The sequence below is a fragment of the Selenomonadales bacterium genome, assembly GCA_018335585.1.
Taxonomy (GTDB): Bacteria; Bacillota; UBA994; order UBA994; family UBA994; genus UBA994.
The window spans coordinates 36,005-62,742 of the sequence record JAGXRZ010000039.1 but is presented as its reverse complement, the minus strand read 5'-3'; the positions used below and the strand labels follow the sequence as shown (position 1 = coordinate 62,742).

Here is a 26,738-nt window from a genome sequence, read left to right as displayed (position 1 = left end):
TTCTGTCGCCGCCTGCTTTCTACCAGCAAGAGACATCTATGTTTTCGCGCGGTCTGACGGAGGAGTGCGACATGTCTTCCTCAGGTGTAGGGACGTGCCTGTGGCACGTCCGCGGACGTGCGAACGCACGTCCCTACAGGGTTTCTGTCGCCGCCTGCTTTCTACCAGCAAGAGACATCTATGTTTTCGCGCGGTCTGACGGAGGAGTGCGACATGTCTTCCTCAGGTGTAGGGACGTGCCTGTGGCACGTCCGCGGACGTGCGAACGCACGTCCCTACAGGGTTTCTGTCGCCGCCTGCTTTCTACCAGCAAGAGACATCTATGTTTTCGCGCGGTCTGACGGAGGAGTGCGACATGTCTTCCTCAGGTGTAGGGACGTGCCTGTGGCACGTCCGCGGACGTGCGAACGCACGTCCCTACAGGGTTTCTGTCGCCGCCTGCTTTCTACCAGCAAGAGACATCTATGTTTTCGCGCGGTCTGACGGAGGAGTGCGACATGTCTTCCTCAGGTGTAGGGACGTGCCTGTGGCACGTCCGCGGACGTGCGAACGCACGTCCCTACAGGGTTTCTGTCGCCGCCTGCTTTCTACCAGCAAGAGACATCTATGTTTTCGCGCGGTCTGACGGAGGAGTGCGACATGCTACGGGGCGTAGTTTGCCTTCGCGGCAGCGATTTCTTCACAAGCCTCTTGACGACTAGCCCACCCGCGCACCGTCACAATTTTACCTTCCAGCTGTTTATACTGCGAGAAAAAGTGCTCAAACTCTTTGCGCAGGTGAGAGCCCATATGTTCAATCTCGGTAATCTCGGCAAAGCGCGGGTCGTTAAGCGGCACAGCGATAATCTTTACATCGTTGCCTTTGTCGTCCGACATGAGAAAGGCACCGATTACGCGCGAGCGGATAACGCACCCGGGGAAAGTAGGGTTAGCCATCAGGACCATGATGTCCATAGGGTCGCCGTCGTCGGCCAGCGTATTTGGAATAAACCCATAGTCGGCGGGATAATGCATGGGAGAAAACAGCGCGCGGTCCAGAAAGAACAACTTGCGTTTTTCGTCGTACTCATACTTGTTGGTGCTGCCCTTGGGAATCTCAATAAATGCTTCGACTACTTGCTCCATGTATATCGTTCCTTTCTTTATTAGAGGGTCGTATAAGGACTGTCGCTGAGGGACGGCAGACTGTGCGAAAACACAGCTACCTCTCACTGGCAGAAAGCAGGAGGTGACAGAATGGTTGTAGGGACGTGCGTTTCGCACGTCCGCGGACGTGCCATGGCACGTCCCTACACTGGATCAAGGCTTTTCGCACAGTCGGACGGAGGAAAGCGACACTCTATAGGGACAGGATATTCACAGAAAGAACCGTCCCTTCTGTTCTGGCATCTTACATGAGGAGTTGAGATTGTGCAGGATTGGAAACTTACGACATCTGAAAGTCTGAAGCGCTGGGAGCAGAACGCCGAATACTGGGACAATCAGATGGGTGAACACAGCAACAGGTTTCACCGCGAGATAATTCGGCCTGCAACCGAAAGGCTACTAGAACTGCATGCCGGCGACAAAGTCCTCGATATAGCATGTGGCAACGGCAATTTCTCGCGTCACTTAGCACAGCACGGCGCAAAGGTGGTAGCCTTCGACTATAGTCCTACCATGATTGCGAGGGCGAAGGAGCGTGCTAAGGAGTATGCTAGCCAGATTAGCTTCCACGTGCTCGACGCCACCAACTACGAGCAAATGCTTACGCTCCGCACAGATGCCCCTTTCGACAAGGCCGTAGCTAACATGGCGCTGATGGACATCGCGGACATTTCTCCCCTGCTGCGCGCGCTGCACTCACTAATCAAACCGCAAGGTCACTTTGTCTTTTCTATTAGCCACCCCTGTTTTCAGACTCCACACATGCGAAGTATCGTAGAAAAGGAAGATATTGGCACTGAATTCAGGGTCCGCCACGGCATACTCACTTTTCAGTACCTTACACCCCTCGCTCACGAAGGATTGGCACTGCCCCGGCAGCCCGTGCCGCACATCTACTACCATCGCCCCCTGTCCATCCTTTTCGGCATTAGCCTAGAGTCAGGGTTCGTCATTGATGGACTTCTAGAACCTGCTTACTCCGCGGAGCAGACTACGGAATGGGCTGATATCCCGCCAGCCCTAGTGGTGCGCCTAAGAAGAGAGTCTTGAGACAGTAATAAGCAAATGCACTATATAGACGACGGCTGGGGGCACGGTTACGAGGAGAAGGCCGCGCTTAGCGGCGGAGAAGTCGCGACGGAAGGTAAGAGCGTGGTGCGTACGTTGCAGGCGTTGCTGCTTCTAACGTAAGTATAACAGCCATTGCGGCCAGCGGCACGACAAAGGACACGATTTCGAGCAGGTTGCGGCGCAGGTCAAACTCCTGCGAAGCCATAGGCATAACCCTTACATTCTCGGGGCGACCAAGTTGCCGGATTCGTACCTCCTAAGCCCCGCATAGAACACCCAACGCGAAAGCGACACGCCTAATACGGTAGCTGCCAGAAAAAGGGCGAAAAGCGGCCAAGTGAAGTTCCGCACCAACGTGACAGGAACATAACTAATAAACGCTACGGGTATCACGGTGAAAAACAGAACCCGCACGGTCAGCGAGAAAATTGATATGGGGTAAAGCCCAAAGTTCATGATTGCTTCAGAAAACAGCGAGGCGATTTGTTCGGCGTTGCCCAAGTAAAAACTTAGGCTGTGCGCCATGGCAACGAGTGCAGTGTACAAGACTGCGGCAATTAACATACACAGAACTGCCAGGAGTACCTGAACCGAAAATCCTAGTAGGAAGATACAGAGCGTAAACGCGAAGACAAAGTCTCCGATGGCAGAAGCGGAAGACCGTGAAATCAGCACATTGAGCCACACGTCCTTAGGCAGTGCTAGATAATAGTCGAGCTGTCCTTCTGCAATAATGGTACTCAGCCGCCCAGTATTGCCGAAAATTGCTGAAGCTAGCCCGAATGTTCCGGCCACCATCGCGTACAGAAGGAAGACATCGTGTTGTTGCCACCCAGCCACCTCGTCAAAACGCTGAAACAGCACCCACCAGAAAAATAACAGCAAGATATCATTAAGCAGCATAAACACCACTTGCGTTAGAAAAGAAACTCTGTATTCCATCGCCGCCAGGACATTGACCTTCATCTGCTCCCAAACAAAACGAGCTGTTTTAGCCACCGTTGACACTGACCTTTTTCACCCCCCGCCTGAATGTAAAGAAAGCTAACACCACTAGCGCCACTACCCATAGCACCTGCATACCTGCAGCCCTAAGAAAAGCCTCTTTGTCAAAAGACACAAATAACCGCGCCGGTTGGTAGAGCACGTAGTTGAATGGTAGTATCTCTGCTATGCGCTTTAGCCACTCCGGGTAAACGTCAATGGGAACAAACAAACCACCAAGAGTAAAGAGGATCTTTGAATAGACCCAAAAGAAGGGCTGTGTATCCTCTACCCAGAAAGCTAGCATGGCTATGGTTACTTTTATAAAGAACTGCATAAGGAAAGCCATCGCGGCCACCAGCAAGACTGCGGGGATTGAGGCCAAGGATGCAGGGGGAAGGCCAACGAGCGCGAAAGCTACTGCTGCGCCCACTATGGCATTAAGTAGAAAATGCCCAAGTGTTTCGCCGCAGAAGATTGCGCACTGGTACCATACGAAATGCAGTGGACGCACTAGGGTGTAGGCTACTGCACCGCTCTTCACTTCATCTTCTATGCGCCTCTCTATGCGCGCGTTAGAGAGCATGATGCTCTCGGTGGCCATAAGATACCAGACCATCTGGGCGCGCGAGAAGCCAAGGATGGCCCTATCAGCGCCAAGAAGTGTTGACCACAGCTTAGTAAAAATGAACAAGACCATAGCGAAAAAGATGGAGCGCACGAGTGCGTCGAGCGGATACGCCAGTTTGCTGGCTAGGCTCGTTGAAGCAAGCAGAGTGTACTTCTTAATGGCATGGCTAAACATCCTTGCCGCCCCCCAGAATAATGCGCCCGGTATGTCTATAAATCTCCTCAATGACCTCATCGAGTGACGGGTCGGCAATGTAGATATCGGCTAAGCGGGAGTGCTCTCGCAAAGCGGCGTAGACGTCGTCTACTGTGGTTATAGCCGTATCGATTCTAAGCTTTAGACCCGCACCCTTATGCTTGAGGACAGTAACGCCGGGATGAGTAAAGCACTCGATATCTTCCTCTAAGCGAACGCCGGCTGTCTTTGACTGGAGAAATTCGCGGCGCAAGACTTGAGGACTCTCATCCAGAATCACTTCTCCATGGTTGATGACCATAACCCGCTTACATAGGCTCTCTATATCCCCTGTATCGTGGGAAGTAAGGAATACGGTAACGCCTTCCTCCCGGTTGATGAGGGTAATCAGCTCCCGAATTTTCCGCTTGGCCACAACGTCAAGCCCAATGGTAGGTTCGTCCAAGAATAAAACTTCCGGTTTATGGAGCAGGCAGGCCGCTATTTCGCAGCGCATGCGTTGCCCAAGGGATAGCTTGCGGACAGGGATATGTAGAAGCTCGTCTAGCTCAAACACCTCGCTTAGATGGCCTAGCCGCTGCTTGTACTTCTCCTCCTCCACCTCGTAGATGTGCGACAGCAGGCGAAATGTATCCCTTGGGGGAAGATGGAACCACAACTGCGACTTCTGCCCGAAAACTGAGCCGATTCGCATAGCCAGCTTTTGTCTTTCCGCCCAAGGGGTCAGGGATAGCACGCTGACCTGGCCGGAGGTCGGATAGAGGATTCCTGTCAACATTTTGATGGTTGTGGACTTACCGGCGCCGTTAGGGCCAATAAAAGCCACCGTCTCCCCCTTTTCGACAGCAAAGGAAATGCCCCGTACCGCCGCCACGTCGGTGTAACTCGGCCTGAGCAAGCCGCTTAGCCAGCCCATGCTTCTTCTCACACGGAATTCCTTGCGTAGGTTTTCGACCTGTATCGCCCTCATCTCGCCACCTCCACAGAGTATTTCGCCTACTTTAACACCGCACACCAGCCGGATCAAGAGCTGAGCAAGCATTACTCCTTTCTCGCAAGGCCAAAATGACTAAGACGCTGCCTAAGGGCGGCGTCTTGACTTTCAGTTCCTAATGTATCCTAACAGGTGCTCTATGGCCAGTATGGGGTGTGTGAGGAGCATGCGCGGACCGGCGTACTTCATGACAGCGCGCATCCGGCGGCGCATGTTCTGGTTGTAACAGCTCGTAGCGCACTTACTGCAGGGCGGCTTGTGCGGCTGATAGCGGCACTTCTGTAGCCGAATGTTGGCGTAATCGTATAGCTCCCGGCATTCAGGGCACAGGGACGTTCCAAAGTGATGGTGTCTTTGGCAGTAAAGGCGAACCATGAGGAAAAGCGTTTTCACTTGGCGATCTAGTTGCCCCACCTGCGCAACCCTCCTCCTTATGGTCGCAGCGTCTTTAGTTTTAAGATGTGCACGCTCACGGCGGCAGCAATGAAAAACAAGGCCAAACGCGCATGCAGAAGCCGCGTCGCAAAAACAGCTGTCACGATGATGCTTGGCCAAAGGAGAGCTAGGGCAAGGATTTTTGCCCGCAAGGGGACTCCTCGCCGCTCTAAGTAATCGCGGATGTATGTCCCAAGGACGGGGTGCTGCATCAGCCATGTATAGAGGCGTGGCGAGCTTCGCGCATAGCACCATGCACTAAGTAGCAGAAAAGGAGTGGTGGGTAACCCGGGCAAAAAAATGCCGACTATGCCCAAAGCAAGCGCGATTGTCCCGCCTACTGCCAGAAGTAATCGTGTGTATTGTTGCATGCTAAATTCCCCGCCTATGCCGTCACTTAGCCTACTAGAATCATTGTATTGCAAATGATAATCATTAGCAATACACGGGCTCCCCTGCCACAGGCGACAAGGGACAAGGGACAAGGGACAAGGGACAAGGGACAAGGGACAAGGGACAAGGGACAAGGGACAAGGGACATTCTACCCTGGCGGCTGGCGCCTGGCGGCCGGTGGCTAATCAAAAAACAGTAATAAGCAAATGCACTATATAGACGACGGCTGGGGGCACGGTTACGAGGAGCAGGCCGCGCTTAGCGGCGGAGAAGTCGCGGCGGAAGGTAAGAGCGTGGTGTGCGGCCAAAAGGCCCCAAAACGCTAGTGCGGCGTACGTTGCAGGCGTTGCTGCTTCTAATGTAAGCATAACAGCCATTGCAGCCAGCGGCACGACAAAGGACACGATTTCGACGAGGTTGCGGCGCAGGTCAAACTCCTGCGAAGCCATAGGCATAACTTTGGCCATAACCAGCGGAGCTACTATTAGCGCAATGAGTATCTCCGGGCCAATGTAGGTGATGTTGTAAACAAACGAATACAAATAGATACTCTGTCCCGCCGGTGCGTAGGCGGCAAAAAAGACTACGCCGGAGAGGAAATGGCAAAGCAGACGCGACAGGCCGCCCACGGTGATGCCCGCGAGCGGTTTATCTTTGAAGAACCCCGCAAGGCCAATCGAGGCAAAGGCTAGGGGGTAGTCTAGCAAAGCTTGGATGGGGTGCACGATGTAGGGTTCGGTGAGGAGCTTAGTTGCGCTAAACAACAGCCCGGCCACCATGCCCGGGACTCCTCCCCAGCGCAGGGCAATGACGAAGATAGGGAGCATGGCGAGCGAAACCGAGCCGCCCTGTGGCATCTCCACGACTCTAAACAAGCTCAACACATAAGCAAAGGCCACCATTACAGCGGTTTCGACTAGCATAAGCGTCTGTTTGTTCTTCATGTACTCGCCTCCGTTTGTTTTACTTCTTAACGCAACACGCGCCCCGGAAACAGGGCGCGCTAGGCGTCGCTGCTTCCCTACGCTGGCGTTACCCAGATCAGGTTCAAAGGGTCAGGGGTTATCCCCTTCTCAGCCCGATTTCACGGGCTCCCCTAGCTGAATATTGAAATGTGGCAGTGAGCTTTGAGCTATGAGCTGTGAGCTGTGAGCTGTGGGGCCATCGTGAATCATGAATCGTGAATCGTGAACTCGGGCTATCCGCTGTCCGCTTTGTGCTTGGGCTGTACGCTGCATGCTCTAAGCTGTAAGCACTTAGCCCCCCGATTCTACGAAGCACGAAGCACGGTCCCCTCTACCAAGAGGCCAAGTGCTAAGTGCCAATTGTGAAGCAAAAAGCTCCGTCCCTTTTGCTTCCCTTTTGCTTCAGCGGCGCGGGGGTAGCACCAACATGCGACCGAGGCGGTCTACAAGTGCTGGAGTATCGCTCGCTTCGCGGGCAATAAGCAAGATGGTGTCGTCACCCGCAATGGTGCCCATAACGCCTTCTAGTTCTAGGCTGTCAAGTGCGGCGGCGGCCGCGTTTCCTCCCCCGGCGAAGGTCTTAAGGACTACTAAGTTGCCGGTGTAATCGATGCCGGTGACGGCGTTACGCAAGATGCGAACGAGCCTGTCTGTAAGGTTATCGCTGCCGTTCCCGGGCGACTGTATATAGACTTGCCGACCGGAGCGGCCTTGGACTTTAATTAACCCGAGTTCCTTAATGTCGCGGGAAACAGTCGCCTGCGTGGCCTTGTGACCCTCAGCCTCTAACAGGCGACCTAACTCCTCTTGGGTCTCTACCTCTTGTCGAGTGACTATCTCTAAGATTCTCGCCTGCCGCTGCTCTTTCACCGCACACCTCCAGCGTCTTTCTGCATGAATATTTTATCATGAGAAGATGCATTTGCATATCGCACTTAGCACTTAGCACTTAGCACTTAGCACTTAGCACTTCGCACTTGGTACCGCGTGGAGGTGGGGGCGGCTGGCTCCTAGCATACAAGAGGCAAGAGGACAGAGGCAAGAGGCAAGAGTGACGCTCTGGGGAGGGCGTATTCGCTCGCCTCTACGTTGTAGGGACGTGCGTTCGCACGTCCGCGGACCTGCCATAGGCACGTCCCTACGCTCACCGCCCGTTCCCTAGTCAGCCAACAGCCCCTTCACCGCTCACCGCTCTACTGACGCCTAACGCCTAAAGCCTAACGCCTAACGCCTAATCCCCGGCCCCGAGTTCACGATTCATGATTCACGATTGCCCCACCGCTCACCGCCCGTTCCCCTCACGCCTAAAGCCTCAAGCCTAGAGCCTCTCCCCAAGCGACAAGCGACAAGCGACAATCCCCTGGCGCCTGGCGCCTGGCGGCACTCAACACTACGCGGTCACGTACCCTGCCTTGACCAAAATCTCGGTGGCGCGGGCAAGGTCTTCTTTGGCGACGAGGATTACGGGGCCGGTGCAACCCATGCCGGTGCTAGCGAAGATACCGGCTTGCCAAACTTCGCGCACGGCTGTTTCGAGGTCGAGAATCTCGATGCCGGCGATTTCTTCGGTAACTACCTTTGCGGGCGGCGGCGCAATGTCCTTGGCAGGCGCGGCTGCCTCTGTCTTTTGCTCCTTAGCCCAGAGCTCCATTAAGCCGGCTTTGCGGGCCGCGGCGAACTCCCCTGCCACCACGTCGAGCAACTTGCCCTGCGCTACATCGCCCGCGAATTTAATCGCGCCTGCGATTACCGGCGCACCTGAGGCGCGCGAGAGAATTAGGACAATCTTGTCGTACCCCTCGCCTACGCCGGGGCCATAGCCGTAGCCTAAGGCTTCGTAGTCGCCGCCGGTGGTGTAGGCCGAAAACACCTTCATTAGGACATTGCCGGTCAGTGTGTCTGTGACCATGACATCGGGCGCGCCGACCAAAAGGTCGTTGCCGCGCATAACGGAACCGCCGTCCTGGCGCACAGACTGGGCGAACTTAAAGCCATAGCCGTTGTCCTTTAGCTTTTGCAGATGCCGCTCTACGGCCCGCGCTCCGTCAAGGTTTAGGATGCCGACCGCAGGTTCGGCAATGCCGCTGGCCTTGGCCACGGCAATGCCGTAGATGGCGTTCTTAACCATGGCCAGGACGCGGTCGGTGTCGGACGTGCCGGTGGTCGTGGCCAAGAAAAGCTCCCTGCCCCGCCCCGGGGTGATGACCCGCCCTACCGTGGATACACCGATGGGGAAGTTGTAGTGCATGGTGACAGCCGCGGCAATGTCGCCGGCGAGCAGCATTTTCTCCATTAGGGCGTGCTGCTCTTTTTCCGTTTGGGCTAACACGTGTGTCAGTTTGCTGTCGACCGCCGGTCCAATTAGCACTACTTCTAAGTTTGGGTTAGCCTGCGCGGCTAGTTCTGCGCCGCGCACGACTTCCGCTACACCGTGTTCACTGCCAAGTAAGGTAATGCCTATGCGCGTGCGTGCCCCGAAAACACCTGTCTCCAGCGCATCGGCAATTTCGTTAAAGACTTTGGCGACCAGCTTTTTTGTCTCTTTCATGGCCGCACTACTCCTGCTCGGTCAGAGAAGTCGCCAGAGCGCGCATCGCTTGGCCGATAAGCTTACGCACTTCGGCTTCGTCTAAACCTGCCGGTTTGGCTTGTGCTAAGCCGGGGTTAGCTTCCATGACAAAGGATACGCCGTCAAAGAGGTTGGTCATGCGGGCTAAGAATAGGCTGCCTTTGCCGATAATCATGGCACGCTTAATCTCGCCCGCCAACATAGCATCGCGCGCAGGCCCGATTACCGGCATACCCGAGGGGATATGACCTTGTGTAGGCGCAAAGCCGGGCATGCCGTGCTTAGCCACAAAGTCCATAATCTGCGCGCGCTCGAGCTCGCCGCGCTTTACGCCAAGTGCGGCAATCATCTTGTAGTTAGCTTCGGGCACATTACCGGCACCCGCCGGAACCGTGATTTCCGGGTTCTGCATTTCCACGCCGTATTGGTCGACGTCGGTAATTTTAAGTTCCTTGCGCTCAAGCGGGTCAGTCACTAGGGCTTGGATTACGGCCTGCGGGCTCGCGCCGGAACCGATGGTGTGGCGCCCCACTATATCTGTCCGCACGACAGGGTTTATGCCGTCGTTTTCGGATACCCATACGGCGAAGCCGCCTAAGACATCCTCCAGCACCGGCAAGTTCTTGTTAACGTGGTCTTTGCCGTTCATGCCGAGCTTAGCGACCGCGCCGCCCGCCACGACGACTACGTTTTTAAAGACGCCAGACTGCACAAGCGATGAGGCGACAATCATGGCGTGAGCAGGTGCCGCACAGAAGCCGCGTGTGTCACTGCCGGTAGCGTTAACGCAGCCCACGACTTCGCCGATAGCCTTGGCAAAGTTGCCGCCACCGCGTTGGTTCATGTCGCCGCAGGCCTCTTCGCTGCACTCGACGATGTAGTCGACTTGCTTCGGGTCAAGTCCGGTCTTTAGGAACAGCTGGCGCATCGAAACGACTGCGGAAGCCATGGCGGAGAGATTCTCATAGATAATGTGCGCGGTTAAGGCTTTATCTGTGTCATGCGCTTGGCGCACACACCCGACAACCTTGTCGCCAAGGCGCAGCGGTTCGGCTACATGGTCAGCGACTAGTTGCGCGATGGTGGCCTGGTCGGAAGTTTTCTGTAGCTTGCTAAGGTCTGTCCCCTGGAAAGCGGGATGCACGGCCAGCTTTTCGCGCACAGCGGCGGCAAAATCTGTATCGAGCAGCACCAAATCGAAGGAGTCGACAAGCTTCATTACGCCGTAGAACTCGTCCTCGGGCATAATTTCGCCGTACTGGGCAAAGCGCGATGCGCCTTCAACGCCGTTTTGGTACCAGGGCTTAGGCAAAGCGTCAAGCTCCCGCACCGGCAAGCCACCGATATACGCCTGGTTTGGCGGGTAAGCAACGCAATCCTCGAAACTCCTTAACTGGGTGGGAAGCTTTTTTAGATACTCGCTGGCGGGGTTTTTCTCGCGCTCTACGGTTTGTGTCGTACCGTGGTCAAGCAGCACGTTAGGGCAATGAAAGAGCGTATACGCTGCACCTTTAATTACTGGAAACATGTTCCTCGGTCACCTCATTCTTGGATGTGGGGTCGCGTGAAGATTAAAAAGCGGGCGGGTTACCCGCCCGCAATCATAGCGGCTACTTGTCGAAAACTACCTGGCCGTGAATCTCGGTCTCGAGGGCGCGGAGGGCCTTCTGCACTAGGCGACGGCGCAGCTCCTTTTCCTCGGCGGGAGGCATCTGAGGATTGCCGAGCGGGTGCGGAATAGACACAGTCGGGACAATCCTATTGGCTCCTACAGTCAACGAAATGGGGACTACAGTGCACATATGCACTACAGGCAGGCCGGCGCGCTCAATTTCCTTTACCATCGTTGCACCGCAACGCGTACAGGTACCTCAGGTACTGGTAAGGATGACCGCTTGCACTCCGTCGTTAACTAGTTCCTGCGCAAACTTCTTGGCAAAAGCGGCGCAGTTGGCGACCGAAGTGCCGTTGCCGACGGTGGTGTAGAAGTAGCGGTGGAGTTCGCCGATTTCACCGGCTTGCTCCATTTCGCGCAGTACATCTACCGGGAGCACCCTGTCGGAATCGAGATTAGCGTAGACGGGGTCGTACCCGCCGTGCGCGGTGGCATACTTCTCCGGTGTTAAATCGGCTACGTCGCGAATGTCGTACTTGCCGTAGTGGCTAGCACTAGAGGACTCAATATGGTCGGGGTTGCCCTTAGGCACGATGCCGCCGGAGGTAACTAGGGCAATCTTTGCTTTCCTAGCGTCGGCAATCGGCATATTGGGGGCCACACGGTCAAAGTGCGGCATGGGGTACTCGGTGGTGAAGGGTTGCGCGTTGATTTTGGCTACCAGCATGTCCACGGCGCGCTTGGCACCGCGCTCAGTGTGGAAGTAATTCTTGCGCAAGCCTTGGGGTAGGTAGGCGTGCGTTTCGGGCGTTACTTCTTCACCTTTGCCGAGCGCCTTAACTAAGTTAGCGATAGCCGGGATAGCTTTGCGCATGTCGGCTGCGCTGTTGCCGGTCTTGGCAATGTAGGCAAAGCGGTGGTACATTTCTACGCCGGGGTTCTCATGGTACATGCCGCTGACAACGGGAATGTGCAGCTCCTCGAAAATGGCTTTAGCCACTGCGCCGCAAGCTACGCCATAGCGGCCGGCGTTAAACGCGGGACCGGTAACGACGATATCCGGGGTGTGGGCCTTAATCATCTTGAGGACGGTGTGCAAGGCTGCGTCAAGGTTCTCGGCGAAATAACCGTCGCCGCAAATGACGGTGGCCACAATCTCGGCCTCGGTGCCAAGCGCTGCCTGCAGCGCCTGTCCCGGGCCTAGCGCCCCCGCGCGCTCTTCCGGCTGATGGTCGGCTTTATCTTCACCGCCGATACCACCGTAGAACTGGTTCAGGTAGTGAACTACCTTGAGTTTCTGGTTGCTCATGTTCTTCCCCCCTTCTGATAGGAGCGACGGTTACTGTCCGTATTTGCTGTGTGCCTTACGCATGCCGCTGACTTCGGCCGTGATGGCGTCGACGTCAAGCACCATTTCCATCATGCTGATTTGCTCGTCGTAGACACCGGCGTCAACGTGGTCTTTAAGTTCGAAAATGTGATAAACTGCGAGTCCTAACTGGACTCCGGCCAAAGGACCTGCGTAGGTAGGGTCGCCGGCGGTAACGGTTTCGGCAGCAAGGCCTGCGGCCTCTGCTTCTGCGCCACCGAGAACCACGATCACGTTCTCGGCGCCGTTCTTCTCGGCAATTTCTTTTACCCTACGTTGATTCTCTAGGTCCATGGCACCTGCGGCCGTTCAGACAAAGCACTCGGTAACGGAAAACACCACGTCCCCGCCGGCGGACTTAACGCATTCTTCGATGGCGGGACCGGGCACTCCGTCGCGGTCACCGAGGATGACCACTTTCTTGCCCTTAAGCATTGGGTTGAACCTCCTTTGTTATACTGATGTCACTGGTCGCTTGTCGCTTGTCGCTTGCGGGAGCCGCCAGCCGCCGGCCGCCAGCCGCCGGGAGCGGCTGTGAGCTTTGAGCCATGAGCTGTGAGTGTAGGGACGTGCCTCTGGCACGTCCGCGGACGTGCGAACGCACGTCCCTACATCGCCGTGGGCACTCTCTACTAGGAGCCAGGAGCCAACTGCCCCCCGTTCTCCCTAAACTCCCTTCGCCGTCAACTTGCTAAAGCCCAGCTCATTCGTCGCGCCGGTAATCACTTGGATTTCGGCAGTAATGGAGCCGTCTGCGGCGAGCGAACCGTGCCAGCCGCCGGCGATGACATCGGCGACTTGCTTGTGCCCGATAACCTTCTGCATCGGCGGGAGAACGATTACCTCGTTGGCGTTGCCGGCGGTTACGACGGCGTCGGCGAGCGGGTCGGCGTCGGCTAAGGACTGCGAAGCGCCGTCTTGTCCGGCGTACTCGTCGGTCACCAATACGGTCTTAATGCCCTTCTTCTCGAGCTTGACGCAGTTCATCATCAGGTCGGCATCGGGGTTGCCGAAGCCTTCTTCAGAGATAATGGCGGCATCAACGCCTAACCACTCGATTAACTTGGCGGTAAAGTTAGAGGAGCGCTCTTTGTCGGAGAGAGTCACGTTCTCGTTGGTGACGACTACGCCGATAAAGTTGTAGTCCTTGCCGTGGCGCGCGAGCAGTTCGTGAATGACAGGGCTGTTCTGGTGGTGGAAAGTCGTGTTCTTGTCGCAGGCTGACACGCAGTTGCCCGAGATAATCGCGCCGTCCATAACTTCCGTCGGATAGATAAAGGTCGGCAGAGTGCGCTTGGCGTCGATGCCATAGACATAAGTATCGTGCAGTAAGCCTTGGCTCTGCAGCATGTACACGTAGGCAACCTTTGGGAGCGTCGGGAACTGCTTAAGCGCCAGCGGTAAGGGCGGGCAATCGAAGACTTCTGTTTGCGTCGGGTTAGCGTGCCTGCCTGCCTCGCCTAAGTAAGCGGCGGCCTTAAGCCCCATGGTGCGCAGTGCCGCCTCGTGGTCGTGCTGCAGCAAACCTTCTACGGGTTCGGCTACAACGACGACGTTAAGCGTTTCCGAGAACGGGGTGTACTGCGCGCCGGGTCCGCTCATGTCGATAATGCCTTCCTGGAAACCGACGATTTTGCCGGCAGTGACTACTGCCACGCCCTTAAGCACGTGAGTTACGCCGCTCCCGACCATGTCGACCTTGCTGACGAACCCCGGGAATACGCCGCCGCTGCCTTCGACTTTAACGCGCGGCTCAATCACGTCCTTCACCGGCACGATGCGGACAGACTCGTTAGGCTTAGCGAGGTCAACATCAATGGAAACCAGGCGCTCGTCTTTGAGATGGTCGACCATCTCTTGTTTGTTGACGTACAGCACATCTCCCTGTACTTCCGTGCGCGCGCCAAAGCGCACGTCTTTAATTGCGATGTTGCGTAATTCCAAACGCATGCCGTCACCTCCTAAATTAGTTCTTTGACTTTTGCTTCGATGCTTTCGGCACTGCACTCGGTCGGTCCGAGCTCGGCAATCTTCTCCCCGCCGCGATAGAAGGCGATTACGGGCAGGCCCAACACCTTCTGGGCAATAGCGAGACGGCGGTTGCCCGAGGTGTCGAGCTTGCAGAACTTAGCTTTGTCTGCGTAGGTCTCCGCGATGCGGGCGAAGTCCGGCATCAGCGCCAAGCATTTCTCGCACTTGGGTCCCCAAAAATCGACGACGATCAGGCCTTCGCTTTGCAGCACTTCTTGGTCAAAGTTATCTTTGTGGACTTCAATCAATTTTTTCACCTCCTTAGAGAAATCGTGAATCGTGAATCTTGAATCGTGAACTAGGTGGGGCGTGAGCGGTGGGCGGAAGGGTGGAAAGGTACAAGGTAAAAGGTCGAAGGGGAACGGGTGCCACTGCGACACGGCTCTACTGGGCACTGAGCACTGAGCACTAGGCACCTTCTCTCCAGGAGCTAGGAGCCAGCAGCCAGTAGCGCCCCAATCGCCTGCTCAATCGCCGCGGCGGTAATCTCTTGGTCGACGAGGCGGGCTGCGACTTGGCCCTTGTGGAACACTACAATCGTCGGGTTCTGAGTGACACCGTAGCGTGAAGCCACGCGGCGGTTGCGGTAAGTGTCTAGCTTCCAGGTCTTAACTTGGTCACCGAAGGCCGACAGCGCCGATTCTATGCCGGGCATCATCTCGAGGCAAGTCTGGCTCATCGGCGTCCAGAAAACGACGGCTACGGGGCGGGTTTCGGCGAGGACAGAATCCTTAAAGCCCTCTTCTTCGATAATATACTTCTCGGCCGCTACCGCCGCGACGGCACCGTCGGCAGCCGCAGTGATGACTTGGCGCAAGTAGGTAACGCGCGCGTCGCCTACGCCAAACACGCCGTCTACGTTAGTTTCCATCTGTTCGTTAGTAATAATGTAGCCGCGCTCGTCGAGGTTCACTTTACCCTTGAGGAAGCCGGTTTGCGGGATGGTGCCGACGTAGATAAACACGCCGTTTGTCTCCATCTCGGTAAGCTCGTTCGTTTTGACGTTACGCAACACTACGCTCTCGACAATGCCCTCGCCGCGAATCTCCTGCAGGGTGGAATTCCACACGAACTTCATTTTTGGGTTGCGGAAGGCACGCTCCTGCAGCATGGGGGCCGCATCTAGCACGCCCTCATCGTGAATGACGATTACGGTCACGGAATTAGCAAACTTCGTGAGGTAGTTGCCCTCTTCAATCGCGGCGTCGCCGTTGCCGATAACCACGATATCGAGGTCGGTAAAGAAGTCGGCATCGCAGGTCGCACAGTATGATACGCCTTTGCCACGCAGAGTGCTTTCGCCCTTCACGCCTAGCGTGCGGGGCACGGCTCCCGGCGCGAAGATAAGCGTGCGCCCATGGTGCTTTGTGCCATCTTTTAGCGTAACGACCTTCTCTTCTGCGTCTACGTCTACTACCTCGCCGCGCAGAATCTCCGCGCCGAACGAAGTAGCGTGGTCTGTAAAGGCCTGCATCAGCCCGGGGCCGGTGGTGCCTTTAGCAAACCCAGGATAGTTCTCCATATCCCAAGTCGTGGCAGCTTGTCCGCCTGTTTTGCCTTTCTCGATTAGCAAAGTCTTTTGCTTGGCACGCGCCCCGTAAATGGCCGCAGCTAACCCGCCCGGCCCGCCGCCCACGATTAAAATGTCCCACATGTCTGTCAATGAAGTCACACCCCTTAACTTAATATGCCTTTTCCTAATGAGTCTAGCGCGCTGTCTAAGAGCGATTTATCGATTAGCTGCAAGTCCGCGCGCACAGCGTCACTGCAGGTTCGATACGGTCGCTCCTGCAGCATGCGGCGCGCGACAGCGATAGCGCCTTCTACCAGTTGTACTGATTGGTAGTCTACGCCTAAGGCGTCTTTGGTAATCACGATGGAGCGGAATGGGTTTTCGTTAGGCTTTAGGCTGCCTGCCAAAGGATGCGTGAGCAAATTGTGACCAAGGTGGATGAGGTCGCGCACTCTCTCAAGCACCGGCAGCACACTCTCCGCGGGCACAAAGCAGTCGTCCGCGCTTAAGGAAACTTTGGGGTTATTACTGACGATCAGTATTTTCTGCATGTCTGGGTGCGCGGCTGACAATAGCTATGGCCTTAGTTAGTTCGAGCATGGTGTCGACAGAAATCTGAGCGTCAAGGGTGCCGGTGCGCGTGATAACTTCTCCGATGTCGGTGACTACATAGCGCGGCGGCAAGTGATTAAGGGCAATCGCGGCCATATCTAGCTGGCAACGCGCGCAGGGGCAAATCTCCGGGTGGCAGCGCAGGATTTCGCCGAGTTTCTCGAACACAATGTCTTGGGTGACGTTTCTAAGTAACACGAGCAGACCGCCTTTCGCACGTGAAATAAAAAATGAACGGCAAAGCCTGCCGCCCATTCTCTGTCCTGACTGACCTGAGAGATTTCGCGGGGTAGAACAGTGCCCGCTTGCTCCTTCGGTGCCACCCATTGGCTTTCCAGAGTGCTGTCCGCTGAGCGGTCCTTTTGCCTGAGAGTTTAGCTGTGCAACTGGCGAGCTGCAAGCGTGCTCCTTCGGCGCCCCGCCGGGGTCTCTTCCGCTAGCTTCATTCAGCAGATATTCGGTTGTTGTGATTAGCATAACATTACAAGAAGCAAGAGGCAAGAGGCAGGAGGCAAGAAGTAGGAAGCAGGAAGTGCGTAGTGCCTAGTAGAATGAGGGGCTGCTGGCTCCTGGCTCCTGGTAGAGGGGGTGCTCAGTGCCCAGTAGAGCGGGGGGCTGCCGGCTGCTGGCTCTTGGAAGAGGGGATCGCACTTAGCACTTTGCACTTTGCACTTTGTAGCCACGTAGGCTGTAGGGACGTGCGTTCGCACGTCCGCGGACGTGCCTGTGGCACGTCCCTACGCTCAAGGGGCGTTCCCCCTTTACAAGAAGCAAGAGGCAAGAGGCAGGAAGCAAGAAGCACTTGGTACCAGAGGGAGTGCCCAGTGCTCAGTGCCCAGTGCCCAGTAGAACGGGGGGCTGCCGGCTGCTGGCTCTTGGAAGAGGGGATCGCACTTAGCACCTTGCACTTTGTAGCCACGCAGGCTGTAGGGACGTGCGTTCGCACGTCCGCGGACGTGCCTGTGGCACGTCCCTACGCTCAAGGGGCGTTCCCCCTTGACCTTTCCACCTTTCCACCTTTCCGCCCGTTCTGCTCAACGCTCACAGCTCACAGCTCAAAGCTGGCGGCTGGCGGCTGGCGGCTGGCGGCTGGCGGCTGGCGGCTGGCGGCTGGCGGCTGGCGGCTGGCGGCTGGTAGCCCTCTCTCCTCTCACCTCTCTCAGCCAGCGGCAGGTGGTGCCGAGCGGGTTCTCGAACCTTGTCGTGGCTTTGGCTCTGGGGTCTCCTTTAGGAAATGGTAAATCAACAGCGTACTGAGTACAGTGACTACCCCGATAACTGCGTAGTCAGAGCGCGCAAAAGGCAGTGCATAGGCCCTCGCTAGTTCTCTGTGCGCCAAGTCGCCAACTGTCAAGGCGCCTAAAGTCGTGGCAGCTAACACGGTAGCCTTCGTACAGGGGCTAACCATTCGCACTAGGAGTAGCATTTTAGGATCGTATGTACTGGCCAACTGCCGCTCGCATGCCTGCAGAACCTGATCCACATTGAGGCGCGGAGCTAACTTAATCGTCTCCCCGTCGGCAGTGGCACGCTGATACTTGTCATTAAGGGAGGCAAGGCCAGCGCGTTGTTCTGTCAAATGGTGCTTTAAGCGCTCCGCCCGAGCGGCGCACGCACTAAGGCCGTTAAGGCAGGCAGCTTGGACTAATGAAGACGCTGCGCCAAGCGCTAAGGTGAAACGTAAGAGGTAGAGCACGCCGTGTACAAGGAGCACGGCTAGCCGCGTAGGCTGACGCGGGCCAGCCCATTCTACGCGCGCCCCGGGGATTGCCTCAACAAGGTTAAGCGGCACCATGGTTTTACCCTCGACTACCTGCGCCGGAATATCGAGCACAACCCATTCATCGTTTATACGGGCACGCTGTGAATTGTTGGTGACCTCTATTAACACGCCTTGAGCTTGACCCGTCACAGTGCCAGTGCTGTCGTCCCACCTTACAGTTGCCCGCAGGGCATCCAAAACACCTCTGATAGAAACAACCGCCCTATTACCGATGACACCTGTGCGTTCCTCAAGCGGAACACTTCTGTTATTGATGGTTACAGCCTCGAGCGGAGCGTCAGCTGTTAGCAGAGGCGGCAGCACAGCGTTTATCCGGTCTAGGATTAACGAGTTATACGTAAAGGTGGCACCTAGTAGCGCGACAAAGAACAACAACGCAAGAACCTGCCGCATTACCGTCAGCTGCGCTTGCAGCTGTCTGCAACGCACCTGCACATCCTCTGCTTGCACGAGTCTGCGATCCACCGCGGCGTATGTCTCAGACAAGAGATCCCTTGGCATGCCCTATTCCACTCTCCCGCTTCCGCTTAGGCCTATGCTGCGGGCATATCCTAGAGGTGACTCGATACCATAAAAATCATACAAGAAGTAAGCATCGGAGCTTACTGCAGTGATACCGGCACGGTCTCTGCCGTCGTAGATGCCTATTGATGCCATGAGGATGTTGTTCTGCAATAAACGCAAGAATTCGTTCTTCATGTCTTCTAACTGCAGCAGGGCCTTGTCAAGCTGCAAGATGCTAGCTGCACCGTCGACCTTTACACTGGAAATATCTCTGCGAACCCTCACGGCCTCGTACCCGCTAAAAACATAGAGATGAAGGTTCTGCTGCAACCAGTACGCAGGTGCACCCCTGCAATACTTAAGGTAGGCCAAATGCACAGCAGCGGTATCCCTGACTGCTTCCTCAAAGAAAATAAATAGGCTTCTGATGCGCCCATGCATTGACGCGTCCTGGTCACTTCTTAGTCGTGTGGCAGTTCCCTCAAAACCTAGAGCGCAGGCAAAAGCAATAAATCGGTCGTCTCGCCACAGGTTGTCGGCAGCGCTGTGCAGTAGCTTGGCGTCGCTCGTCACGTGCGCAAAGACTGAGTCTATGGACGTATGGGCACTTCCCTCTAGTTCATAGACACGGGTTGCGCCCGCGGGCAAGAACATATACATGAACAAGTAGTAGGCAAGGCCCACTGCCTCGGCATCAATCCAGGCTTCTACCTTACGCACTGCGTTAAGCAGTTGTTGTTCTTCTGGTGACCTTTGTTTAGGCTGTTCAAACCTCCAAGAAACTGCCTTGCTCTTAAGCATCGCCATGATTTCGGGCAAGGGGTTTGGCAGTGCCTGCTGCATGCACAAGGCTATACTCGTGAGGCTGTCGTAGTGTATCCCTTGCCAGCACAGAAACAACTTGTTGTTAAGGAAGTAAAGAAAGCGGAACAAGCCAAGATCCTTGTTGTTCGTGCAATCCTTCGTGACGATATCGCTGATGCAGAGGGCTAATTCTTGGTTAATGGGTTGGAAATAGCTCTGTAGCGGGGCGCTTTCATGGTATAAGTGCTTGACACCTTTCTCCCACTGCTGCAAAAAGCGCTCGGCTAATACCTCTGCATCTTCGATTGGGTCGTTTTCGTCGAAGATGTACCCTGTATCGCGTACTGCGACAGGCTCACCGCGGCACCATTTGCCGACTTCTTCCGATCCGAATCTGCGCTCAACGTCCATGGTGGTTAGTCCGCGGATAAGATCTCTCAGGCGTTTGTCTTTCTCAGGAATGTCGAAAGGCAGTTCCTTCTTTACTAGACAGCGATAAATGACTTGCTCGCTTAAGCCTTGCCATATGTCACTACCCTTGTACAAGCTGGCCAGCGTCATGCCTAGCGCAAAGTAGTCGGATTTGGGGTGGGCAATGCCCTGCCCTACTTCGGGCGCAACATAGCCAAGGGTACCACTGATGTTACGGGTATAAGCTACATCTGTTTCGGGGTCGATCATGCTCGAAATACCAAAATCCCCGAGTATTACACGACCGTGATGAAGATAGAGGTTGCCAGGCTTAATATCTCGATGAATAAAGCCACTTACATGGATTTCTCTTAGCGCGGCATTGGCTGCCGGAACAATAATGTTTTTTAGCTGGTCGAAGGTGAAACCACCCTTGGTACTGAGGTCGCCTTCCGGATAGTAAGGTAGGATGTCAAAAAAGACGTCCTCAATCAGGCCGTGGTCAACGAGGGGCATAACGAAGCTGCTGTCCGGGTTCACCCGGGACAGGAATTCCACCAGTCTCTGCCGCCGCTTTTGGTTAACGGAACGGGCTTGTACCATGTATATCTTGGCCACGTACCGCGTTGACGGATTGTCGGCCACATGGCAGAGATAGAGCATGGCCTCGCCACCGTGACTCGCCAACTCATCAACAATGACAAAGTCAGCTTTGTCTCCTTGTAGTACGCTACCTACACGCGATATCCGTGGAGTGTAGGGCCCTTGCGTGGGGTCGTTATGTAACAACCGGGTAGCCCGTGCCAGTGGCTTTGTCTGCGGCGATAAAAGCAACTCAGTTTCTCTTTGGCTAACCATTCTACTCCCCCCTTCATGCACTTTAACGGGGACGGCCGTCTACATGGGTGATAGACAGCTCGTGAAGCTTAGGGCACCAGCATAGCCTTACAGTTGACCCAGGGCTAAGTGAGTTATCACAAATGTATGCGGCCACTGGGTTAATAAAGAGATTCTCGATCATGTTGCCAATTCCTCTGCCGCCTTTATCTCTCTCCTGCTTGGCCTGCTCGAGAAAGTATTCCTTTGCTTCCAGCACGCAGACGTCAATTCTGCGACTTTCCTTAATGGACTCTACGACTTTTTTCATTTTCATCTCTGCTATGTCCATTGCCGCTTGTTCTTGGATGTGGTCAAAGACGACAATATTGTAGTCCCCTATGCGATTCAAAAGCTCTGGGCGCCCGAGCTCAACCGTAAAGTAATCCTTTACCCCCGCAGAAACGACGCGTTCGACAGTTTCGTAGTTGTCGTCAACAGATATGGTGGGTACCTTGCTGACATTGCCGTATTTGTCACGTACCGAGCGGAAGGTTCCTAGGTTGCTGGTAAAGATGATAACGCACTCCGAGAAGTAGACTGTGTTCCCCTGCCCGTCGGTCATCCTGCCGTCCTCAAGTATTTGCAGAAACTTATCCAATATAGACGGATGCGCTTTTTCTATTTCGTCAAACAAGAGGATAGAAAACGGCCGCTCCTTAATGGCATTGGTTAACTGCCCACCGCTCTCATAGCCTATGTACCCGGGCGGGGCTCCCAATAGCTTTTGATCGGAATGCGGCTGCTGATACTCGCTCATATCAAAGCGGATGCAACTTCTTTCATCTCCGAAAAGCCTTTCCGCTAGGGCCTTAGTCAGCTCGGTCTTTCCCGTACCGGTCGGCCCCGCCAAGAACAATACGCCTTTAGGTTTGCTGGAGCTAGAAGAGTGCTGCAAGCCAGACATGCCGCTGACAGCCCGCTTGAGTACATCTACAGCCTTCTTGACTGCGCGGTCTTGGCCAATCACGCGTCCTTTGATGATGGCCTCGCTCGCTCGTATGCGCTCGGTTAAATCTGCGCTCTCCCAAGGGCTTTCCTTGACGCCATACTTGTAGAGCGCAACCGCGTTCTCAATAGAGCCGGGCCCTGTAGCGTTTTCCCCCGCCAGCGAGTGTAACTGCCGCAGCTCTAATGTGCGCAGCCCTTCCGTGATATCCGCCAGACGACCGCTCCTGTATTCGTGCGGGGGTAAGCCGAAATTGCGCTCGATAAACACGCCTCTGGCTTTGCGGTCGGGTACGGGGATAGTGATAATCTTGGCCTGAGGGTTGTTCAAGTAGAACCAAGCGGGCAAGTCATTAACCTTGTCGACAAGCAGGAATAAGGCGCTGCGCAAGCTATTGATTCGTCTTGCCTCAAGACAGGCTACCTGCAGGTTCATAAAGAACTGCGTTTCACGCTCCGACAGATGTGAAGGCGACTGCAGATAGCGCGAAGCGAAGCTCAACACCACCGCGACAGGTCGCCGTTCGGATTCCTTGAGAGCCCGCCGATTACTGGTAAGGGCGGTCTTAACAAACGCGCTTACAGCCAGCGGGTCGTCCACTACATACTGGTAGCTAATTCCCTCGTTATCGCGGCGAGCATAACGCGTACTTTGTCCGGCAAACTCTTTAAGCAGGGGTTCAATGTCTACTTCCAACACTGGGTTGTAGAGACCACTCACGGGGTTGCAGTAGAGAAAATCGTAGCTTGGGTTCAACTCAGACTCATTCAGGGTATCGTAGATGATATGGCTAAGGGGTGAGAAGCCGCTTACGGCATAACCGTGTTCGGTTCGCGTAAAGCGAGGATAGATATCGTGCACGTTACCCTCGATTAGGAAAAGGCTCTTGATGCCGCGATAGATTCGCAGGTCTTTTTGCCATTTGGCAATGCTATCCTCGGTGTACATCATCACATCACTCGCTTCTATTGTGAATGCCGACAGATATAAGGCGATTATTGTAGTATACGTTTTGCACCAGCCTGCCGCCGGCTTCGTAAGTTGCGTACAAATCCCTTAACCTTGCGTCCGTAATCCATATGCGCTGATTGCCGGAACCGCGAAGTACACACTTGTTGTCGTTCAGTTCTTCAACGTAGGGGCCATCGATGAGTACATCGACATAGCCCAGAATTCTTTGGCGCAGGTCGTCGTTCTTAATCTCTTCTCTGTAGAAACCAGTGTATAAGAGAATGTCGTCAAAAATGGGGCGGCAAAGCTTAAGGAACGCGAGCAAATCCTTGGGTTGCTCCAGGGGGTCGCCACCGGTGATCGTAAGGCCGTCTACGGGATGATGACGCACTAGTTCACGCACCATACCGTATAGCACGTTCACATCTATGTCCTTGCTCGGGTCGTGTGGCCAAAGCTCTGGGTTGGCGCAGCCGGGACAGCGCTTGCTGCAGCCCATAGTCCATATAACCAGACGCCTGCCTGGTCCCAAACTGGAAATGGGATATATAAGTCTATCTATTAGCATTTAGATGATTTCTATGTCAAACTTAACATCAGCTATTTGCAGGATGGATTTTGCCGTCAGTTTGGTTGCCTCAGTGCCGAGCCTATTGCCGTTTATATAAGTGTGGTTCATGCTGCCTAAGTCCCGCACATACCAGTCTCCCTGGGTTATGTACAGCCGACAGTGTGTACCGGAAACGTGCGGGCATCTAGCAAAAAACTGCGGGTCTAAATCACCATGGCGACCGATTATTCCGCCGGACGGAGGCACCATAATTCTGTGTTTTTGGTGGAGCTCCACTAATGTAAGGGTCTTATTTTCCGGGGGAGCGCTTTCAGCTGGGACGGACTGAGCCGGTGGGGCCTTTGGCACGAACCGCCCGCTCATAATTTCTGTATTGCCGCAGTACACGCACCTATTCAGGGCGTGAACGCGGCTTTCCACCGGGTTACGCCCATCGCACTCCCCGCAGATGCGGTAGGCAGACGTCTCCTGGTCACTCAATGTACATCGCTCGCTTTCTGTCGTAGGCTTTCAGCGGTGCTCTCGACTGACTTGAATCAGTGTGTGTTCTAAGTTTTATCTTGCGCGAAAAGCTAATATCTGGCGCTTTATGATCTAGAGCCGAGAGCACAACGCCCCGCCTACACAGGGCCGACCGTATCGTCGCATACACACTGCAGAACTGGCGCTGTTTTTCTACCATGACTAGTCTTTCATTATGTGTCATATCGGTCGTCTGCCCGGTAGCCACTACCTCTAGCATGACGGTTCCTTGCTGTGACTGGTAGACGCTAATGGCACTGCCCGCATCAAACTCGTATAACTGCCGCATGCCTTCAGGAAGCGCCGTAAGTACTTCGCTGAGAATGACGTTGTAGCCATGCTCCTGCATTACCTCATCGACCTGTTGCCTAACGTAGTCCTGCGTCATCTTGTGCATGGCCTTTGCTCTAAGCCCTTCTACTTCCAATGTGAGTTCGTCCAAAGAGGCAAACCCACTTGCCTGCTTGCCGTTAATGCCAGCCGCCGAACACTCTACCAAGTACTCCGTATACTTCTCAGCGAAGGCCTCTTTTCTGCTTTCTATGCGCTGGCGGAGGAAGGCAAACATTCCCTTGACCCTGTTTAGAGCGCGGCGTTGTTCATCCGACGTCCTAGTTTCGTCCCTAAGAATGAAATCCTTTTCGCGCATGATGGCCTGCAGTTCCGACTTATCCTCAGTGCTAACTATGGTGTCAGTCAAGTATTGGTCGAGCTTATCCTGCAGCAGGCGCATCTCTTCACTCAAGGGCTGCGAGTCGCCGCTCATACCACCGCCAAAGACAAGCTCAGCTAATGGTTCGCACCTTTGGGGACTTACAGCAATGCGCTGTATATGCTGCTCGTGCCGCTCCAAGACTTCAGCTGAAGCAGAGAAATTCTTTAGTCTCTCAGTTGCAGCAAGAACTTCTCTGCGGGCATTCTCCCTAACCTGTGCCATCTCATGCATAAGCCGACCTGCTTGCGCCAACATCGCGGCGGGCTCAAGCGGTAAGGATTGGGCACACATTTCGTCTAGGTATGCCCGCCATTTCTCCTTGGTGGCAACCAAGGCTACGTGTGAGCGCGAACAGCCGACTATAGTGATAGCCTGCTCTCCGCCCGCGGCATGGGCCTTAAGCTCGTTAGATAAAGTAAGGGTCTCGCCTCTTACGGAGTCCATTTTCTGTAATAGATCCTCACTGTCATTTGGCAGAGGCCACGCGAGAATGCGGGCGAGCTGCTCTATGCGGTCTGCCGCAGGGGGCAAATCCATGTAGTCACCGGCAATCTCAAGCTTATAAAAGGTTGAAACGGTTTTTAGGGTGTCTACTAGAGCGTCGTTTAACATTTTCGCTGCAAGCGTTAACCTGTGGACATCGATTCCCCTTCTAGCCTCGTCAAACGATGTCCGTATGCTATGCAAACATGACTTTAGCTGCCGCGAAAACCCCACCAAAGCCTGATAAACCGTCGGCATGGGAATGTCTGCCAACCGGTCAATCTCCGCTATCCAGTCTGGCCTTTGGTCTGCTATATCAAGCAGGGCTTTCTGCAGTGTAGGGTCATTCAAGGTGGCTTTGATGCTTTCGACGGGATAATTGGCCATAGCCTGCCGCAATGATAAGACGTCTCTTAGATTTTGATTAACGACATCTTGCTCCAGCACTCTGAGCAATTCGTGCCTGTGTACTTGCAGTTGCTGCTGGCGTTGCTGTCGAATCCACTCCATGGCGGCCGGAGACAGCGTAATGCCGTCGCACTTAGGACCACTCATTGATACTACCACCCCCATTTTGCTAGTGCTCAGTGCCCAGTGTCCTCTCACCTCTCACCTCTCACCTCTCACCTCTCGCCTCTCGCCTCTCACCCTTCCCGCTGCGCCGGCTTCGCAGCGGCCGACAATTGCCGCAGGAACGCCGGCTTGCCGGAGGGCGGCTAGGGCACGCGCGGCCTCGGCGGGCGGCAGCGTAAAGAACAGCCCGCCGCTCGTTTGCGGGTCGTAGAGGGCGTCGACTAGAGCTTCGGGGATGGCCGGGTCGATGGATACGGAGCTGCCGAAGTACTCGGCGTTACGGTAAGCCCCGGCCGGGATTAGGCCCATGGCGGCGTAGTCAAGCGTGCCGGGGAGGAGTGGGATGGCGTCGGCGGTGAGCACAAGTTCTACTTTGCTGGCGCGCGCGACTTCAACGGCGTGTCCGAGCAGCCCAAACCCGGTAACATCTGTGCCGCCGTGCACGGTGTAGGCAGAGAAAACCTCCGCGGCAGTCTTGTTAAGCTCGGCCATGCTGTTAAGTGCGGCCTGCAGGTGCGTATCATCAGCCAGCTCGGCCTTGTAGGCTGTCGTAATAATGCCGGTCCCGAGGGGCTTCGTGAGGATAATGCTGTCGCCAGCCCTGGCCCCGCTGTTTTTTACTATCTTCTTTGGATTAACGGTGCCGGTGACGGCTAATCCGTATTTCATATCGGCATTCTCTACCGTGTGGCCGCCTAGGATGACGACACCAGCTTCCGCCGCCTTATCCGCACCGCCACGCAGCACCTCGCCCATCAAGGGTAGCGGCACGCACGGCGCGTAACACGCGATATTTAGAGCGGTAAGGGGCTTTCCTCCCATGGCGTAGACGTCGCTTAAGGAGTTAGCTGCGGCAATTTGGCCAAACAGATAGGGGTCGTCCGTCAGCGGAGAGAAGAAATCTAGCGTTTGGACTAAGGCGCAGTCGTCGCCGAGCAGATAGACGCCAGCGTCGTCACTGGTCTCAAGCCCGACGAGAATGCGTGGGTCTTGTGGCTCAGGCAAGTTGGCCAAGAGGCTACTTAGGGCACCCGGCCCTAGCTTGCTGGCTCAGCCGCCGCCCGACGACAAC

Annotated in this window: 28 protein-coding genes and 2 riboswitches; of the genes, 1 reads left to right on the top strand and 27 read right to left on the bottom strand. The window is 55.2% G+C overall.

All coding sequences use genetic code 11. The annotated features are described in order from the left end of the window. Nucleotides 1–642: 642 nt before the first annotated feature. Nucleotides 643–1,125, bottom strand: coding sequence for an inorganic diphosphatase (locus tag KGZ66_06485; protein ID MBS3985232.1), 483 nt, complete (start codon nt 1,123–1,125; stop codon nt 643–645). Nucleotides 1,126–1,410: 285 nt separating this feature from the next. On the opposite strand from KGZ66_06485, the gene KGZ66_06480 reads away from it, so the two are divergent. After that, complete coding sequence (locus KGZ66_06480) at nt 1,411–2,196, top strand: class I SAM-dependent methyltransferase (GenBank protein ID MBS3985231.1); 786 nt, start codon at nt 1,411–1,413, stop codon at nt 2,194–2,196. Between the two features lie 67 nt (nt 2,197–2,263). Here the strand turns inward: KGZ66_06480 and KGZ66_06475 are convergent, their stop codons facing one another. The 26 genes from KGZ66_06475 to selD form a co-directional block, all read right to left on the bottom strand. Then, nucleotides 2,264–2,422, bottom strand: coding sequence for a hypothetical protein (locus tag KGZ66_06475; GenBank protein ID MBS3985230.1), 159 nt, complete (start codon nt 2,420–2,422; stop codon nt 2,264–2,266). Nucleotides 2,423–2,433: 11 nt separating this feature from the next. Beyond that, nucleotides 2,434–3,225, bottom strand: coding sequence for an ABC-2 family transporter protein (locus KGZ66_06470; protein MBS3985229.1), 792 nt, complete (start codon nt 3,223–3,225; stop codon nt 2,434–2,436). Beyond that, a complete protein-coding gene (locus KGZ66_06465; protein MBS3985228.1) occupies nt 3,209–4,006 on the bottom strand; it encodes an ABC-2 family transporter protein in 798 nt (265 codons plus the stop codon). The genes KGZ66_06470 and KGZ66_06465 overlap by 17 nt, the downstream gene beginning before the upstream one ends. Next, nucleotides 3,999–4,997 carry an ATP-binding cassette domain-containing protein gene (locus KGZ66_06460; protein ID MBS3985227.1) on the bottom strand — a complete coding sequence of 333 codons (999 nt, stop codon included), beginning with the start codon at nt 4,995–4,997 and terminating at the stop codon, nt 3,999–4,001. Before KGZ66_06460 ends, KGZ66_06465 begins: the two co-directional genes overlap by 8 nt. Before the next feature lie 132 nt (nt 4,998–5,129). Beyond that, entirely contained in the window at nt 5,130–5,435 is a 306-nt protein-coding gene (locus KGZ66_06455) for a nitrous oxide-stimulated promoter family protein (protein MBS3985226.1), read from the bottom strand. A 17-nt stretch (nt 5,436–5,452) separates the two neighbouring features. Next, complete coding sequence (locus KGZ66_06450) at nt 5,453–5,827, bottom strand: YbaN family protein (protein MBS3985225.1); 375 nt, start codon at nt 5,825–5,827, stop codon at nt 5,453–5,455. A 208-nt stretch (nt 5,828–6,035) separates the two neighbouring features. Further along, a complete protein-coding gene (thiT, locus tag KGZ66_06445) occupies nt 6,036–6,794 on the bottom strand; it encodes an energy-coupled thiamine transporter ThiT (protein MBS3985224.1) in 759 nt (252 codons plus the stop codon). A gap of 57 nt (nt 6,795–6,851) precedes the next feature. Next, a riboswitch (TPP riboswitch) is annotated at nt 6,852–6,958 on the bottom strand. Nucleotides 6,959–7,217: 259 nt separating this feature from the next. Continuing rightward, on the bottom strand, nt 7,218–7,685 hold the full coding sequence (argR, locus tag KGZ66_06440; protein ID MBS3985223.1) for an arginine repressor: 468 nt from the start codon (nt 7,683–7,685) through the stop codon (nt 7,218–7,220). A 520-nt stretch (nt 7,686–8,205) separates the two neighbouring features. Next, the gene (locus KGZ66_06435) at nt 8,206–9,363 is read right to left on the bottom strand and encodes a hypothetical protein (GenBank protein ID MBS3985222.1); all 1,158 of its coding nucleotides are present in this window, start codon (nt 9,361–9,363) and stop codon (nt 8,206–8,208) included. Between the two features lie 7 nt (nt 9,364–9,370). Beyond that, nucleotides 9,371–10,912, bottom strand: a complete 1,542-nt coding sequence (locus tag KGZ66_06430; protein ID MBS3985221.1) for a hypothetical protein — start codon at nt 10,910–10,912, stop codon at nt 9,371–9,373. A gap of 82 nt (nt 10,913–10,994) precedes the next feature. After that, entirely contained in the window at nt 10,995–11,228 is a 234-nt protein-coding gene (locus KGZ66_06425) for a glycine/betaine/sarcosine/D-proline family reductase selenoprotein B (GenBank protein ID MBS3985220.1), read from the bottom strand. A gap of 27 nt (nt 11,229–11,255) precedes the next feature. Continuing rightward, nucleotides 11,256–12,308, bottom strand: coding sequence for a glycine/betaine/sarcosine/D-proline family reductase selenoprotein B (locus KGZ66_06420; GenBank protein ID MBS3985219.1), 1,053 nt, complete (start codon nt 12,306–12,308; stop codon nt 11,256–11,258). A 30-nt stretch (nt 12,309–12,338) separates the two neighbouring features. Next, entirely contained in the window at nt 12,339–12,662 is a 324-nt protein-coding gene (locus KGZ66_06415; GenBank protein ID MBS3985218.1) for a hypothetical protein, read from the bottom strand. 15 nt (nt 12,663–12,677) lie between these two features. After that, nucleotides 12,678–12,803, bottom strand: a complete 126-nt coding sequence (locus tag KGZ66_06410; protein ID MBS3985217.1) for a hypothetical protein — start codon at nt 12,801–12,803, stop codon at nt 12,678–12,680. A gap of 231 nt (nt 12,804–13,034) precedes the next feature. Then, on the bottom strand, nt 13,035–14,318 hold the full coding sequence (locus tag KGZ66_06405) for a glycine/sarcosine/betaine reductase component B subunit (GenBank protein MBS3985216.1): 1,284 nt from the start codon (nt 14,316–14,318) through the stop codon (nt 13,035–13,037). A gap of 11 nt (nt 14,319–14,329) precedes the next feature. Then, nucleotides 14,330–14,647, bottom strand: a complete 318-nt coding sequence (locus KGZ66_06400; protein MBS3985215.1) for a hypothetical protein — start codon at nt 14,645–14,647, stop codon at nt 14,330–14,332. A 182-nt stretch (nt 14,648–14,829) separates the two neighbouring features. Next, nucleotides 14,830–16,062, bottom strand: a complete 1,233-nt coding sequence (locus KGZ66_06395) for an FAD-dependent oxidoreductase (GenBank protein MBS3985214.1) — start codon at nt 16,060–16,062, stop codon at nt 14,830–14,832. A gap of 14 nt (nt 16,063–16,076) precedes the next feature. Further along, nucleotides 16,077–16,463, bottom strand: coding sequence for a GrdX family protein (locus KGZ66_06390; GenBank protein ID MBS3985213.1), 387 nt, complete (start codon nt 16,461–16,463; stop codon nt 16,077–16,079). Next, entirely contained in the window at nt 16,438–16,722 is a 285-nt protein-coding gene (locus KGZ66_06385; GenBank protein ID MBS3985212.1) for a late competence development ComFB family protein, read from the bottom strand. Before KGZ66_06385 ends, KGZ66_06390 begins: the two co-directional genes overlap by 26 nt. A gap of 146 nt (nt 16,723–16,868) precedes the next feature. Continuing rightward, nucleotides 16,869–16,970: riboswitch (glycine riboswitch) on the bottom strand. Nucleotides 16,971–17,683: 713 nt separating this feature from the next. Next, nucleotides 17,684–18,808 carry a copper amine oxidase N-terminal domain-containing protein gene (locus KGZ66_06380; protein MBS3985211.1) on the bottom strand — a complete coding sequence of 375 codons (1,125 nt, stop codon included), beginning with the start codon at nt 18,806–18,808 and terminating at the stop codon, nt 17,684–17,686. A gap of 3 nt (nt 18,809–18,811) precedes the next feature. Beyond that, a complete protein-coding gene (locus KGZ66_06375) occupies nt 18,812–20,884 on the bottom strand; it encodes a protein kinase (protein MBS3985210.1) in 2,073 nt (690 codons plus the stop codon). A 22-nt stretch (nt 20,885–20,906) separates the two neighbouring features. Continuing rightward, nucleotides 20,907–22,802, bottom strand: a complete 1,896-nt coding sequence (locus KGZ66_06370; GenBank protein MBS3985209.1) for an ATP-dependent Clp protease ATP-binding subunit — start codon at nt 22,800–22,802, stop codon at nt 20,907–20,909. 4 nt (nt 22,803–22,806) lie between these two features. Then, complete coding sequence (locus KGZ66_06365) at nt 22,807–23,301, bottom strand: 4Fe-4S cluster-binding domain-containing protein (protein ID MBS3985208.1); 495 nt, start codon at nt 23,299–23,301, stop codon at nt 22,807–22,809. Between the two features lie 69 nt (nt 23,302–23,370). Beyond that, nucleotides 23,371–23,853 carry an FHA domain-containing protein gene (locus KGZ66_06360; GenBank protein ID MBS3985207.1) on the bottom strand — a complete coding sequence of 161 codons (483 nt, stop codon included), beginning with the start codon at nt 23,851–23,853 and terminating at the stop codon, nt 23,371–23,373. Beyond that, on the bottom strand, nt 23,846–25,648 hold the full coding sequence (locus tag KGZ66_06355) for a hypothetical protein (protein MBS3985206.1): 1,803 nt from the start codon (nt 25,646–25,648) through the stop codon (nt 23,846–23,848). The genes KGZ66_06360 and KGZ66_06355 overlap by 8 nt, the downstream gene beginning before the upstream one ends. A 54-nt stretch (nt 25,649–25,702) precedes the next feature. Next, nucleotides 25,703–26,671: a selenide, water dikinase SelD gene (selD, locus tag KGZ66_06350; protein MBS3985205.1), complete on the bottom strand. Its 969-nt coding sequence runs from the start codon at nt 26,669–26,671 to the stop codon at nt 25,703–25,705. Between the last annotated feature and the right edge of the window lie 67 nt (nt 26,672–26,738).

What these genes read in the sequence shown, in the direction of transcription:
- KGZ66_06430 (MBS3985221.1), bottom strand. Translation starts at nt 10,912, where the DNA reads ATGTTTCCAGTAATTAAAGGTGCAGCGTATACGCTCTTTCATTGCCCT.
- KGZ66_06375 (MBS3985210.1), bottom strand. Translation starts at nt 20,884, where the DNA reads ATGGTTAGCCAAAGAGAAACTGAGTTGCTTTTATCGCCGCAGACAAAG.
- KGZ66_06435 (MBS3985222.1), bottom strand. Translation starts at nt 9,363, where the DNA reads ATGAAAGAGACAAAAAAGCTGGTCGCCAAAGTCTTTAACGAAATTGCC.
- KGZ66_06465 (MBS3985228.1), bottom strand. Translation starts at nt 4,006, where the DNA reads ATGTTTAGCCATGCCATTAAGAAGTACACTCTGCTTGCTTCAACGAGC.
- KGZ66_06410 (MBS3985217.1), bottom strand. Translation starts at nt 12,803, where the DNA reads ATGCTTAAGGGCAAGAAAGTGGTCATCCTCGGTGACCGCGACGGAGTG.
- KGZ66_06460 (MBS3985227.1), bottom strand. Translation starts at nt 4,997, where the DNA reads ATGAGGGCGATACAGGTCGAAAACCTACGCAAGGAATTCCGTGTGAGA.
- thiT (MBS3985224.1), bottom strand. Translation starts at nt 6,794, where the DNA reads ATGAAGAACAAACAGACGCTTATGCTAGTCGAAACCGCTGTAATGGTG.
- KGZ66_06365 (MBS3985208.1), bottom strand. Translation starts at nt 23,301, where the DNA reads ATGGGCTGCAGCAAGCGCTGTCCCGGCTGCGCCAACCCAGAGCTTTGG.
- KGZ66_06475 (MBS3985230.1), bottom strand. Translation starts at nt 2,422, where the DNA reads ATGGCTTCGCAGGAGTTTGACCTGCGCCGCAACCTGCTCGAAATCGTG.
- KGZ66_06425 (MBS3985220.1), bottom strand. Translation starts at nt 11,228, where the DNA reads ATGGTAAAGGAAATTGAGCGCGCCGGCCTGCCTGTAGTGCATATGTGC.
- KGZ66_06450 (MBS3985225.1), bottom strand. Translation starts at nt 5,827, where the DNA reads ATGCAACAATACACACGATTACTTCTGGCAGTAGGCGGGACAATCGCG.
- KGZ66_06420 (MBS3985219.1), bottom strand. Translation starts at nt 12,308, where the DNA reads ATGAGCAACCAGAAACTCAAGGTAGTTCACTACCTGAACCAGTTCTAC.
- KGZ66_06405 (MBS3985216.1), bottom strand. Translation starts at nt 14,318, where the DNA reads ATGCGTTTGGAATTACGCAACATCGCAATTAAAGACGTGCGCTTTGGC.
- KGZ66_06380 (MBS3985211.1), bottom strand. Translation starts at nt 18,808, where the DNA reads ATGCCAAGGGATCTCTTGTCTGAGACATACGCCGCGGTGGATCGCAGA.
- KGZ66_06355 (MBS3985206.1), bottom strand. Translation starts at nt 25,648, where the DNA reads ATGAGTGGTCCTAAGTGCGACGGCATTACGCTGTCTCCGGCCGCCATG.
- KGZ66_06390 (MBS3985213.1), bottom strand. Translation starts at nt 16,463, where the DNA reads ATGCAGAAAATACTGATCGTCAGTAATAACCCCAAAGTTTCCTTAAGC.
- KGZ66_06370 (MBS3985209.1), bottom strand. Translation starts at nt 22,802, where the DNA reads ATGATGTACACCGAGGATAGCATTGCCAAATGGCAAAAAGACCTGCGA.
- KGZ66_06415 (MBS3985218.1), bottom strand. Translation starts at nt 12,662, where the DNA reads ATGGACCTAGAGAATCAACGTAGGGTAAAAGAAATTGCCGAGAAGAAC.
- KGZ66_06485 (MBS3985232.1), bottom strand. Translation starts at nt 1,125, where the DNA reads ATGGAGCAAGTAGTCGAAGCATTTATTGAGATTCCCAAGGGCAGCACC.